The organism is Chelatococcus asaccharovorans (assembly GCF_003201475.1).
GTDB lineage: Bacteria > Pseudomonadota > Alphaproteobacteria > Rhizobiales > Beijerinckiaceae > Chelatococcus > Chelatococcus asaccharovorans.
The window spans coordinates 415198-427194 of record NZ_QJJK01000008.1; the positions used below are offsets into that span (position 1 = coordinate 415198).

Annotated in this window: 12 protein-coding genes; 6 read left to right on the top strand and 6 right to left on the bottom strand. The window is 66.7% G+C overall.

Going from position 1 to position 11997, the window contains the following annotated elements:
• The first annotated feature begins 108 nt into the window (after positions 1-108).
• Positions 109-1254 carry an acyl-CoA dehydrogenase family protein gene (locus tag C7450_RS20775; protein ID WP_110376337.1) on the top strand — a complete coding sequence of 382 codons (1146 nt, stop codon included), beginning with the start codon at positions 109-111 and terminating at the stop codon, positions 1252-1254.
• A 377-nt stretch (positions 1255-1631) separates the two neighbouring features.
• Here C7450_RS20775 and C7450_RS20780 read toward each other — a convergent pair whose 3' ends face one another.
• The 5 genes from C7450_RS20780 to C7450_RS20800 form a co-directional block, all read right to left on the bottom strand.
• Complete coding sequence (locus C7450_RS20780) at positions 1632-1997, bottom strand: hypothetical protein (RefSeq protein WP_110376338.1); 366 nt, start codon at positions 1995-1997, stop codon at positions 1632-1634.
• Positions 1998-2090: 93 nt separating this feature from the next.
• Complete coding sequence (locus tag C7450_RS20785; RefSeq protein ID WP_170147344.1) at positions 2091-3248, bottom strand: MBL fold metallo-hydrolase; 1158 nt, start codon at positions 3246-3248, stop codon at positions 2091-2093.
• Positions 3245-4339 carry an ABC transporter ATP-binding protein gene (locus C7450_RS20790; RefSeq protein WP_110376340.1) on the bottom strand — a complete coding sequence of 365 codons (1095 nt, stop codon included), beginning with the start codon at positions 4337-4339 and terminating at the stop codon, positions 3245-3247. Before C7450_RS20790 ends, C7450_RS20785 begins: the two co-directional genes overlap by 4 nt.
• Positions 4327-6033, bottom strand: coding sequence for an ABC transporter permease (locus C7450_RS20795; protein WP_110376341.1), 1707 nt, complete (start codon positions 6031-6033; stop codon positions 4327-4329). The genes C7450_RS20790 and C7450_RS20795 overlap by 13 nt, the downstream gene beginning before the upstream one ends.
• Positions 6034-6061: 28 nt before the next feature.
• Positions 6062-7054, bottom strand: a complete 993-nt coding sequence (locus tag C7450_RS20800; protein WP_410369420.1) for an ABC transporter substrate-binding protein — start codon at positions 7052-7054, stop codon at positions 6062-6064.
• 392 nt (positions 7055-7446) lie between these two features.
• Between C7450_RS20800 and C7450_RS20805 the strand changes: the two genes are divergently transcribed.
• The 5 genes from C7450_RS20805 (at position 7447) to C7450_RS20825 (ending at position 11789) form a co-directional block, all read left to right on the top strand.
• Positions 7447-8781, top strand: a complete 1335-nt coding sequence (locus tag C7450_RS20805) for an NAD(P)H-dependent oxidoreductase (protein ID WP_110376343.1) — start codon at positions 7447-7449, stop codon at positions 8779-8781.
• Positions 8782-8857: 76 nt separating this feature from the next.
• Entirely contained in the window at positions 8858-9448 is a 591-nt protein-coding gene (locus C7450_RS20810) for a sigma-70 family RNA polymerase sigma factor (RefSeq protein ID WP_110376344.1), read from the top strand.
• On the top strand, positions 9432-10196 hold the full coding sequence (locus tag C7450_RS20815; RefSeq protein WP_110376345.1) for an anti-sigma factor family protein: 765 nt from the start codon (positions 9432-9434) through the stop codon (positions 10194-10196). The genes C7450_RS20810 and C7450_RS20815 overlap by 17 nt, the downstream gene beginning before the upstream one ends.
• A 23-nt stretch (positions 10197-10219) precedes the next feature.
• Positions 10220-10936: a Bax inhibitor-1/YccA family protein gene (locus tag C7450_RS20820; RefSeq protein ID WP_110376346.1), complete on the top strand. Its 717-nt coding sequence runs from the start codon at positions 10220-10222 to the stop codon at positions 10934-10936.
• A gap of 163 nt (positions 10937-11099) precedes the next feature.
• Positions 11100-11789 (top strand): exopolysaccharide biosynthesis protein, encoded by a 690-nt coding sequence (locus C7450_RS20825; protein ID WP_110376347.1) that lies wholly within the window; start codon positions 11100-11102, stop codon positions 11787-11789.
• Between the two features lie 108 nt (positions 11790-11897).
• On the opposite strand, the gene C7450_RS35180 is transcribed toward C7450_RS20825, so the two are convergent.
• Positions 11898-11997: integrase core domain-containing protein (locus C7450_RS35180; RefSeq protein WP_146227229.1), on the bottom strand; the 100-nt coding region annotated here is incomplete at its 5' end.

Genomic DNA, 11997 nt, shown 5'->3' on the forward strand with positions numbered 1-11997 from the left:
GCATACTCCGCAAGACTATCCAGCGCGCGCCACCGCCAACCGGGCCTGGCGCCATCACCCAGGCACAATCCAGGGACCCAGGCAAAGTCTGTTGAGTAGGACATAGCGATGACCGCAGTTTTGCAGAAGCGCCAGCCGGCCTCGCCCCCGCCGTCCATCGAGGCCATCGCGCAGAGGCTGTCGATGCAGGCAGCGCGCCGTGCTGAAGACCTCGATGACGACGAGACTTTTCCGGCCGAGGATATCGCAGGCCTCGTTGCCAGCGGCATGATGGCAGCGCCTCTACCGGAGGCGCTGGGCGGGCGCGACCTCGGCATCGGACGCGTGGGCGTCCAGCAACTCGCGACGGTGCTCAGCCTGCTCGGCCGCGGCAACCTCTCGGTCGGCCAGCTCTATGAGGGACATGTCCGCGCGCTGAAGCTCGTCCTCGCCTACGGGACGAAGGTGCAGCGCGAATCGGCCGCGGCGGATGCCCATGCGGGCCATCTGTTCGGCCTGTGGACGGTCGATGGCCGGGAGCCCCTGCGCCTCGGCAACCCGACCACCGGCGGCAAGCTCGTCGGGGCCAAGATCCAGGCGGCAGGTGCTGGCTATGTCACGCGGCCGCTCATCACCGCCCAGCGCAGCGATGGCAGGACGCAGCTCGTTCTGGCGAAGCTGCCGCTCGGCGCCCGCGCCAGCCTTGCCAGCTGGCGCGCCCACGGCATGCGGGCCTCGGCCAGCGGAACGGTCGATTTCACGGGTTTCGAGGTCGACCGCGCAGCGCTCATCGGCGAGCCCGGGGCCTTTGGCCGTGAACCCCTGTTCTCGGCTTCAGCCTGGCGCGTTGCCGCGGTCCAGCTCGGCGGCATCGAGGCGTTGTTCGATGCGCTGCGTCTCGACATCAGGCAATCGGGATCGCGCGACAACCCGCTCCAACTGGCGCGCGCCGGCGAAGCGGCCATCGCCGCCGAGACGGCGCGGCTATGGGTGCAGCGCGCGGCATTGATGGCAGAAAATCCGGAAGGCGAGGCGGAGGCAAAGGTCGCCTATGTCCAGCTCGCACGCCTTGCGGTGGAGCGGGCCGGCGCGGACGTCATCGCGCGGGCGCATCACGCCATCGGCCTTCCCGGCTTCATGCGCCCCCATGCTGTCGAACGGCTGACGCGCGATCTCGAAACCTACCTCCGCCAGCCCGATCCCGACGGCGCACTGACGCGGGCGGGCGCGCATGTTGTGGCCAAGGATACGCCCGGCGCAGCCCTATGGCGGTAGGTATGCGCGGCTGGGTCATGCTGGGACGCCGCGTAGCAGTGAAACCTGAATCCATGAGCTAAGACAATTACTTATACGACATCTCCGTGTTCATGGATCCCCTTCCCGTCGCTTCGCGACGCCGGGGATGACACCGGCAGAAAGACCGGCGCCGATCCCTCCCCTCAGGGGAGGGTGGCCTCGCGCCAGCGAGGTCGGGTGGGGTCACGCGGCCGACAGTGATGCTCCGCCGGGGCAGGACGCGGACCTTCTTCCGGCCTCGTCGGCGATCTGTCCTAGAGCATTTTCGCGATTCTCCGAATCGCGAAAATGCTCCATGTCTTTGTTTTAGCGCATTTTCTTCACGCGAACCGGTGTCCACTTCGCTCGAAAATGCTCTAGACGCCTTTGTCCTTGAGATAGTCGACCAGCCCGACATGCGTGAACTGGTCGAGTTCCTCGGCCGCCTGGGTGAAGCGATCCTGCATTGCCAGCAGCGCCCGCACGAGCTGGGCCGATTCCTGCGGCACGCCGAGCCGCATCCAGGCATCGACGGTGCGGATCGGCAGGCCGACGGCATGGCCAAAGGCATGGACCGACGCATAGCCGAGGGCGAGCGCCGCCGCCTCGAGCTCGGCCGGCTCCATGCGCGGTTCGAGCGCATGGGCATGAATGCGATCGAGCACATGGCGGATGTCGCGCGGCTGGAAGCGGAAGGCGCGGTCAACGATCCGGCCGAGATCGGGCGGAAAACTGCTGGACATCGTCAAATCCTCCCACGTCAGGTCGCATGGCGTGTCACCGGTCTGAGCCGGCCACCCGCGCATGTGTCAGATTACACCCGCGCGCCCCTGAAATCACAAGATAATGACGTCGCCCGTTCGCGCATGCACGTCGAGCGTCGGCAACCGACCTGCCATCGCCGCCAGCCCGGCGCGATCACAGGAATGTCCGAAGGTGCGACGCGCGCCGCTCACCGCGGCGATGCCTGCGTTCTCCGACACGGTCGGATGCGTCGGCAGGCGCAGCCAATCCGCCACGCCGGCTTCGCGGAGCGCATAGGCGGGGCTCGCCGTCGGCACATGCCCGGTGAGCAGGATCGGCAGGCCGTCGCGCACGGCGCGCGGCAGTTGCTCCGCGGCCGGGCCGCCCATGCCCATGGCGTCGTGGGTCATCAGCGGCCGATCCGGCCAGTCCTCGCCATCGGTCCAGTCGATCGCCTGTTCCAGCCTGGCAACGAGCCCCGCCTGGAGGCCGGGCCAGAGCCAACGCGGGTCGGCGATCTGCGCCTCGAGCGAGTCGCGGAGACCAGTTGCCAGCGCGAGCGGCTGCTCGAGCAGCGCGAGCATTTCCAGGGAGCGGCCGGCGAGCGGTACGGGCAGGAGGCAGCGCGGATGCGCGGCCACCCAATCGACGACAGCCGCGGCCCGCGCAGCCGATGGCACGTCATCGTCGCCATAGGACGCATCGAGCAGCACGACGTCGGCAGGCGGCGGCACGTCATAGGCGAAGACGCTGCTCTTCGGCACGACGTCGCCGCAATAGAGCGCACGTTGCCCCTCCCCTTCGACGAGGCACCAGAGGCCGCCAACGACATGGCCGTTGCGCCCGGTGCTGATCGTGAGATCGCCGACCGCGAAGGCTTCGCCCGGCGTGATGAGGGAGATCGGCGCGGCAAGGGCCCTGGCGACATCGCCCGGCTCGGCATAGTCCCGGAGGCAGCCGGGCATGTCGGCCCGGGTTTCCGCCGTCATCAGGAGACGCCCGCGAAAGCCATGGCGCAGGCACCAGCCGAGGCCGCCGAGATGGTCCTCGTGGGCGTGGGTGATGATGAGCGCATCGGCCGTCGCGAGGTCTGCCGGGCTGATGGCGGGATAGTAGGCGCGCTCCCACTCCGCATCCCGGGGGGCATTGGTGTTGATGCCAGCGTCAATGATCAGGCGCGTCGAGGCGCTCTCGATGCCGAGGCTGGTGCGGCCCTTCTCGCCGAAGCCGCCATAGAGCCTGAGCTTCACGACGCGTCCCTCCCTCCCGCTGTCGGTATGGCCCAGCCCCGTCCCGGCTTGACGGCGATGGTCACGGCATCGCCGACCGCGACCGACGTCGGCTCCGGCACGTCGAGCGACAGGGTCGGACCGCCCTCGGCCTCCACGACCGCCTCGAGGCGGAACAGGCCGCCGCGATAGACAACGCGGGTGACGCGGCAGGCCAGCCCATCGCCGTCGGCTCCGGCCAGGGTGAGATCGCCCGCCCGCACGCACAGATCGCCTTGGCGGGCCGCACGCTGGTCCCTGGCGCAGCGGAGCGTCAACTCGCGGCCGAAGAGCCGCGCGCGTGCCCGGCCATCGCCCTCGGGGAGAATGTCGGTGAGCGGCAGAACCATGCCATGGCCGATGAAGGACGCCACCATGGCATTGGCCGGCTCGCGGAAGAGTTCGCTCGGTGTCGCGAGTTGCAACAGGCGCCCATGATCCATGACCGCAATGCGGTCGGCGAGCGCCATGGCCTCGGCCTGGTCGTGGGTGATGTAGATCATCGTGTTGCCGGTGCGGCGGTGAAAAGCCGCGAATTCGTCCTCCATCGCCGCCCGCAGATGGACATCGAGATTGGCGAGCGGCTCGTCGAGCAGCACAAGCGAAGGCGCAGCCACGAGGCAGCGGGCGAGCGCCACGCGCTGGCGCTGGCCGCCGGAGAGGTTTGCGGGGCGTCGGTCGCCAAAGCCCCCGAGATCGACGAGCATCAACGCCTCCTCGACACGCCGGTTTCGTTCCGCCGTGGCGACCCCGGCGACACGCAGACTGTAGCCCACATTCTCGGCCACCGTCATATGCGGCCACAGCGCATAGTTCTGAAAGACGATGCCGACCCGACGCAATTCGGTCGCGACATGGCCGGCTGGCGATGAGACTACCGTCTCACCGATCCGGATCGTACCACTTGCGACCTCGTCGAAGCCCGCGATCAGCCGCAGCAACGTGGTCTTGCCGCAGCCTGATGGCCCGAGGACGGCGATGAACTCACCATCCGCCGCGTCGAGGCTGACACGGTCAAGGGCCTTGAACGACCCGAAGTCCTTCGTGACGGTCTCTATGGTCAGTCGCGCCACGGCAGGACTCCAGGGGGGATACGCTTGGAAAGGGCGAGGGTCGTCAGCATCAGCGCCAGGGTGACCAGCACGGTGAGCACCGCCACCGCCGCTGCATAATTCGAATCGCCGCCCTGCTCGAAGGAAAAGACGATGACGCCCAAGGTCTCGGAACCGGACGACCAGAGCAGGGCCGAGACGGTGAGTTCGTTGAACGCCGTGAGGAAGACCAGCAGGGCCCCTGCCGTCGCGGCCGGCGCCACGAGGGGAAAGATCACCGTCCTGAGCCGATAGACGAGGCCGGCTCCGGCCACCTGCGCTGCCTCCTCCAAGGCACGATCGACCTGATGGTAACCACTGATGGCCGGCCTGAGGCCGAGCACGAGGAACCGCGCGAGATAGGCGAAGAGAATGATCCAGACCGTGCCGTAGAGGCTCACGCCAAGGATCGGCAGGGGCTTGAGAAAGATGAGGATGGCCGCGATGGCGAGCACGACGCCCGGCAGCGCATAGGGCAGTTCCACGAGGACGTTCAACGCCCGCAGGAGGGGCGAGCGGCGCCAGACGAGGAAATAGCCGAGCGGCACCGACACGAGCATGATCACGACCGCCGCACTGGCCGACAGCGAGAAGCTGTTGGCGAAGGCACGCTTGGCGGCCGCATGCTCAAGCAGCACGAAGGTGTAATTGTTGAGCGTGGCGGTGGTCGCATTGAGCGGCACACCGTAGGCCGGCACCAGCGAGGTCAGGAACAGGCCGGCCATCGGCAGGACGAGCACGATGAGCGCCACAGCCCACAACCCGGCCTCAACGGGCAGCCGCCACCGCCCGAGCGTGAACGGCCTTGCAGCGATGGAGGTGGTGGTGATGCGGAAATCACGACGGCGCACCATCACATCCTGCAGGATGATGCCGGCCATGGCGATGACGCCGATGAGCATGGACAGGACCGCGACCTCGGACAGGACGGACGGTCCGAGCCCGGAGAGGCGCTGGTATATCAAGGTCGGCAGCACGACATAGCGGCCGGGAATGCCCAGAAAGGCCGGGATGCCGAAATTGCCGATCGACGAGACGAAGGCGAGTGCGGTGCCGGCAACGAGGCCCGGCGTCATCAGCGGCAGGATGACGGTGCGCAGGATAAAGGCGCGGCTGGCGCCCGCCGCCCGCGCCGCCTCGATCAATTCACGCGGCAGGCTGCGCAACCCCGCGCGCAGCGTCAGAAAGACGAGCGGCGCATATTGGATGCCGAGGAGCAGAATGATGCCCTCGCGCGAGTAAAGCGGATTGCGCGTGCCGATCGGCGGGGCAAGGCCAAGAAGCTTGAGCAGGGGGCTCGCCGGCCCGACGACCTGCAGCCAGGCAAGCGCCGTGACCTGCGGCGCGATCATCAGCGGCAGGACGAAACACAAGACGAAAGCGTTGCGGCCGCGCATGTCCGTGAGCGCGACAACCAGGGCCACGACGCTGCCGAGGATCACCGCGATCGCCGTGCCGCCGATGGCGGTTTCAAGGCTGTTGCGGGTTGCAGTCCATGTGTTGGCGCTGCCGAGGGTGGCGAAGAATGCCTTGAGGGACGGCACGCCACCCGGCGCGAAGGCTTCCAGCAGAAGCCGCGCCAGCGGCATCAGCGACAACAGCGCGACGACGACGCAGAGCGCGGCAAACAAAGCGCGATCCTGGCGACGTCCAGACGTGTTCGCAACCAGGTTCATGAAACCAAAGCGCCTCTACTGCTGCTGATCAGCCGCCGAACATGTCGGCAAAGCGCTTCTTATCGGCGTCCGTCGTGGAGAGCACGGCCTGGGTGTCGACCGGCATCAGCTTGATCTCGGTGCCCGCCGGCAGCCAGGACGGATTAGGGATACCTTCCTTGGCCGGAATGTAGCCCTGCGACACGGCGAGCTTCTGGCCATCGTCCGACAGAATGAAATCGATGAAGGCTTTGGCCGCCTCGGGATTCTTGGTGGTCTTGAGGATGGCCACCGGCTCCGTGACCGCCGGCGCCCCTTCCTTCGGGAAGACGAATTCGACCGGCGAGCCCTTGGCCTTGGCGTTGAGGGCCATGAAATCGACGAGCACGCCATAGGTCTTCTCGCCACCAGCGACCGACTTCAGCACCGCGCCATTGCCGCGCACCGTGACGGCGTCATTGGCCTTGAGCGCGTCGAAGAACTTCCAGCCGAGATCGGGGCGCGCCGCGAAAGCCGACAGCATGATGGCGGCGGCGCCCGAATAGAGCGGGCTCGGCGCGACGATCTGGCCCTTCAACGACGGGTCGGCGAGATCGGCCCAGGAGGTCGGCTTCTTGGCCGCGGCGGTGTTGTAGGCGATGCCGGTCGTGATGAGCTTCGACCCAAAATAGGTCTTGTCCTTGTCGAAGGAGCCCGCACGCATGCCGTCGAGCTTGGCTGCGTCGTATTTCAAGAGCCGATCGTCACGCTTCAGCGCCTCCATCGAGACGGCATCGGCGATCAGCAAGACGTCGGCGCCTGGCTGACCACCGGCGAATTCGGCCGCGAGCTTCGACATGACCTCGACCGTGCCCGAGCGGAAGATATCGACCTGGACATTCGGGTAGGCTTTCTTGAAGGCTTCAACCGTCTTGGCCGCGTCGGCATCCGGCTGCGACGTATAGAGCGTGATCTTGCCCGATTGGGCCGATGCGCTCCCAGCGCCCAACGCCAGGGCGCAGGCGGCGACGGCTACGAATAGAGCCGGAAATCTCAGCGACATAGACATCTCCCATCAAAGTTACGACGCCTTATACGGCGCTTCGCATTACATCTTGGCGACAGTCATTGCCCTGTCACACGGGCCGGGCAGCAAAGGATGTGCCCCTGAAACAGCCCAACTCGATAAGCACTAGCGGGTTTATGCGGCCGTCTCCAGCCCATTTGGGGCCGAACCATCATTTGTACAGGCGGAAACTGCGGCTACGGCCACGCCTTTGCGTTGCCCTGCCCACCGTGCCATGGCTGTGCTAAGCACGCGGGCACGAAGGCTCGCCGGTCCGCGGATGCAGATCACGGCACGTAGGGACAAGGTGTCGACGCATGGGAAGCGCCAAGGGAAGTTCCAAGAGAAGTGCCAAGGGAAGTGCCAAGAGAAGTGCTAAGGGGAGTGTCATGACCACGGGCGGAGCGGGTAAACCGGGTGGCAATGCCGACCTCACGACCGACCTGGCACGGCGCCAGGCCGAGGGGCGGCCGGTACGCGTCGGCCTCATCGGCGCCGGCGAAATGGGCACCGACATCGTGACCCAGATCTCATTGATGCCCGGCATCGAGATCGCGGTTCTCGCCGAGACACGGACCGACCATGCGTGGACAGCGCTCGCCATTGCCGGCCTGCCGCGGGAAACGGCCCAGGCCGCGGACAGCCGGGCTGCGGTGGAGGATGCTATCCGCGCCGGCCAAATGGCCATCACCGGAGACGGGACGCTCGCCTGCACCGCCGACCAGGTCGACGTGATCATCGACGCAACCGGCAATCCCGGGGTCGGTGCGGACCTCGCGATGACCGCCATGCGCCACGGCAAGCATGTGGTGATGATGAATGTGGAGGCCGACGTCACCGTCGGCGCGTCGCTCCGCCGCGCGGCCGAAGAGGCCGGCGTGCTCTATTCGCTCGGCGCCGGCGATGAGCCATCGGCCGCCATGGAGCTCATCCGCTTCGCACAAAGTCTGGGCTACCCCATCATCGCCGCCGGCAAGGGCAAGAACAACCCGCTCAAGTTCGATGCCAGGCCCGACGAGTATGCCGACGAGGCCAAGCGCCGCAACATGAACCCGCGCATGCTGGTGGAGTTCGTGGACGGCTCCAAGACGATGATCGAGATGGCCGCCATCGCCAACGCCACCGGCCTCCTGCCCGACAAGCCCGGCATGCACGGCCCGGCAGCGACCGTGCCGGAGCTCGCGAAAACACTCATTCCCGCCGCGGACGGCGGCCTCCTCGCGCGCACGGGCGTCGTCGACTATTCCGTCGGGAAGGGCGTGGCGCCCGGCGTCTTCGTCGTGGTCAAGGCCCCACACCCGCGCATCCACGAACGGATGCGCGACTTGAAGATGGGAGACGGGCCGTATTTCACCTTCATGAGGCCCTACCATCTCACGAGCCTCGAAGTGCCGCTGACAGCCGCCTCGCTGGTGCTGCACCATCAGCCGCACATGGTGCCGCTGGAGCGGCCGGTCGCGGACGTCGGGGCGCTCGCCAAGGAAGACCTCGCCCCGGGCGTGACCCTCGGCAAGATCGGCGAGGATCACTATCGCGGCTGGATCACCACGGTCGGCGCCGCCCGCGAAGGCCGCCTGCTCCCCGTCGGGCTCGCCGAACGCGCGGTCGTGACACGGGCGATCAAGGCGGGTGAATATCTGACTTATGACAACTGCCGGCCCGACGAGACGATGGAGATCGTCAAGCTCCGCCGCCGTCAGGATGCGATGATCGGCTCGGGCTGAGGCCCGTCTCCCATCCTCGCTCAAAAAAAATCCGCCGGCCCGGGATTAAGGGGCAGGCATGCTTCGTATATGAAGCATGACGCGCGATACCAACCGCTTGAATGTCCTCGGCCAGTTGCCGGCGCTGCGGCGCTACGCCCGCGCGCTCACGCGCGACGCGGTGAGCGCCGAAGACCTCGTGCACGACACGCTGGTCAAGGCCTATGAAAAGAAGGGTGCGTTCCGCCCCGGCCGCAACCTGCGCGCGTGGCTGTTTTCGATCCTTCATAACCATTTTATCGACGGGCAACGCAGGACTCGTGCCGACACGTTACGCATCGCCAGCGCCGCCGAGACAACCGCGACCGTCATTCTTCCGGGCCAGGAGCATTCCGTGCGCCTTGCCCAGGTGCGCCAGGCCTTCATGGCCTTGCCTGACGAGCAGCGCATGGCGCTGCATCTCGTGGCGATCGAAGGCATGAGCTACCACGAAGCGGCCATGACGCTCGGCATACCCGTGGGCACGCTGATGTCGCGCCTCGGCCGGGCGCGAGCGACCCTGCGCGGCTTCGAGGAGGGCGAGCAGGCGACCGACAAGACAGGCCCTTCAGGCCGCATAGCGCCGACGGCGCCAGGACGCTCTGACCATTTGCGCGTGGTGGGAGGTAGCGATGATACGACCCCTTGACCCGGTCACGACCTACGACCTCAACGCCTATGTGGATGGTCAGCTCGATATGCCGCGCCGTATCGAGGTGGAGGACCACCTGGCACGGCATCCGGAGGCGGCCGCCCGGGTGATGGCCGACATGCGAACGCGCGACGAACTGCGCCTCGCCTTCGCGGAGCATTCCTCCCTTGCGCGGCCACAGACGACGGAGACTGCAAGGCGGCTGGAGCGCGGCCTTGCGCGGAGCCGGGCGCTGAGCCGCCTGCGTCGCTTCGCGACAGCCGCCGTGATCGCCACCGCCGGCTGGATCGCCCATGCCGAATTCACGGGCTCCGCGAGCACGGCCGCTCCCATACCGGCCGCCTTCGTGGACGACGCCGTCAAGGCGCATCGGATCGAGGCGGCGCGGATGGCCGCGGGGGCGGTCGCGCCCCCCTCCGCGACCTATGATCCCGCTGCCATTCGCGCCTCGACGGCCCTCGCCATGCCGAGCCTGCCGGCCGGCTGGCGCGTGCTCGATATCCAGATCCTTCCTGCCGCGGCCGGGTCCAGCGTCGAGATCGTCTTCGACGCCGACGATCTCGGGCGCGTCTCGCTGTTCGCGGCGCGGGCCGACAGCTTCGCCGTCGTCGCGCCGGCAGCCGAACGGCGCAATAGCGAAACGGTCGCCTATTGGCAGATGGGCGACATGGCCTATGCGCTGACCGGCCGGGCCGACCGCGCACTTGTCGCGGCGGCGCGAACGCTGGCCAGCGCCCTGTATTGATCGGTGACCAGGAGACAACCGGAATGAACCCCAATCCCGCATGGCAGACCGGCGCAGCCCGCGCCGGTGGTGCGATTTTCGACGAGGGGCTGCGGCAGCATATGCTGCGGGTCTACAACTACATGTGCATCGGGCTCGTGCTGACGGGCATCGTCGCCTATGTCGTTGGAACGACGCCCGCGCTCTACGTGCCGATCTTCCAGAGCCCGCTGAAGTGGGTCGTGATGCTGGCGCCGCTCGCCTTCGTCTTCTTTTTCTCCTTCCGGATCGAGAAGATGTCCGCCGCCTCGGCGCAAATGGCCTTCTGGGCCTTCTGCGCCGTGATGGGCCTGTCGCTCGCCTCGGTGTTCCTGGTGTTCACGGGCACGAGCATCGCCCGCACCTTCTTCATCACCGCCGCCATGTTCGGCGCGACGAGCCTCTACGGCTATACGACGAAGCGTGACCTCTCGCAGTTCGGTTCGTTCATGATCATGGGCCTGATCGGCGTGATCATCGCGAGCCTCGTCAACCTGTTCCTGGCCTCGAGCGCACTGCAGTTCGCCATCTCGGTGATCGGCGTGATCGTCTTCGTCGGCCTCACCGCCTGGGACACCCAGTCGATCAAGGAGCGCTACGCTGAACATTTCAGCGCCGAGTCCCAGCAGAAGATGGCTGTCTTCGGTGCCTTCTCACTCTACTTGAATTTCGTGAACCTGTTCCAGCTTCTGCTGCAGTTCACCGGCCAGCGGGAAGAATAAGGCATCTGGCTGCCGCGCGATGCCTCGGGATCGTCATGATCCCGGGCTATCGTCGGCCTTCGCTATCCTAATAATGTCCTTCGGGACTGCAACGGGAGGCACCGCAGGTTCGGTGCCTTTTTTATGGGCGCGCCCCGCCAGCCGCGCCGGAGCACCCTTTTTGATGCACGACCTACGCCAGGCAACCAGAGATGAGCCCCACGGCCCGAACCGGCTCGTTCCCGTCATCATCGACACGGCGGCTTCCGCAGAGGCGGAACCCCTTCGCCTATCGGCCATTCTCCAGGAAATCGCACAGGATCAGTCGCGCGACCGCATCTCCCTGCGTGACCTCCTGACCATCGGGCGCGACCGGGCCTTCGGCGCGCTGCTCTTCATCTTCGCCGTCCCGAACGCCATACCGACCCCGCCCGGCACCTCCGCGATCCTGGGCATCCCGCTGCTCTTCCTCGCCGCGCAGCTCATGGTGGGCTATCCCCACCCGTGGCTGCCGAAGATCATCGCGGACCGATCCATGCGGCGGCAGGACTTCGCGGCGCTCATCAACAAGCTGACCCCCTGGATCGCCTATTCCGAGCGCCTCTTGAAGCCGCGCTGGAGTATTCTGGCGATGCCCGAACGGCTGATCGGCTTCATCGCGCTCTGCCTCGCGCTCATCCTGTTCCTGCCCATTCCGCTCGGCAACATGCTGCCGGCACTGGCGATCTGTTTCCTTGCCCTCGGTATCCTGGAACGGGACGGCGTCGCCGTCCTCTTCGGCTACGCAACGACGATCCTCTCGGCCGTCATCGTGTCCGGCGTGATCTACGCCATCGTCAAGAGCGCCCTGTTCATTCTGCACAACGCCTTCTGAGACGAGCTGGCGGTTATTCCGGGGTCGGACCTGGCGGCCCGCCCCCGGACTGCGATCGGGGAGAGATCCCCGGCCGCCAAGGGCCGGGGATGCCGATGGGAAAGCCGGCTAGATGTCGTTTCCAAGAAGGTTGTTCAGCCTCTGGAATGGCGGGATGCCGTTGAGGGCCGAGTGGGGTCGTCGGGTGTTGTAGGCGTCGATCCAGGAG

Excerpts from the sequence above, each read along its gene's own strand:
- C7450_RS20775 (WP_110376337.1), top strand. The coding sequence starts at position 109 with ATGACCGCAGTTTTGCAGAAGCGCCAGCCGGCCTCGCCCCCGCCGTCC.
- C7450_RS20805 (WP_110376343.1), top strand. The coding sequence starts at position 7,447 with ATGACCACGGGCGGAGCGGGTAAACCGGGTGGCAATGCCGACCTCACG.
- C7450_RS20780 (WP_110376338.1), bottom strand. The coding sequence starts at position 1,997 with ATGTCCAGCAGTTTTCCGCCCGATCTCGGCCGGATCGTTGACCGCGCC.
- C7450_RS20820 (WP_110376346.1), top strand. The coding sequence starts at position 10,220 with ATGAACCCCAATCCCGCATGGCAGACCGGCGCAGCCCGCGCCGGTGGT.
- C7450_RS20825 (WP_110376347.1), top strand. The coding sequence starts at position 11,100 with ATGCACGACCTACGCCAGGCAACCAGAGATGAGCCCCACGGCCCGAAC.
- C7450_RS20795 (WP_110376341.1), bottom strand. The coding sequence starts at position 6,033 with ATGAACCTGGTTGCGAACACGTCTGGACGTCGCCAGGATCGCGCTTTG.
- C7450_RS20810 (WP_110376344.1), top strand. The coding sequence starts at position 8,858 with ATGACGCGCGATACCAACCGCTTGAATGTCCTCGGCCAGTTGCCGGCG.
- C7450_RS20800 (WP_410369420.1), bottom strand. The coding sequence starts at position 7,054 with ATGTCGCTGAGATTTCCGGCTCTATTCGTAGCCGTCGCCGCCTGCGCC.
- C7450_RS20815 (WP_110376345.1), top strand. The coding sequence starts at position 9,432 with ATGATACGACCCCTTGACCCGGTCACGACCTACGACCTCAACGCCTAT.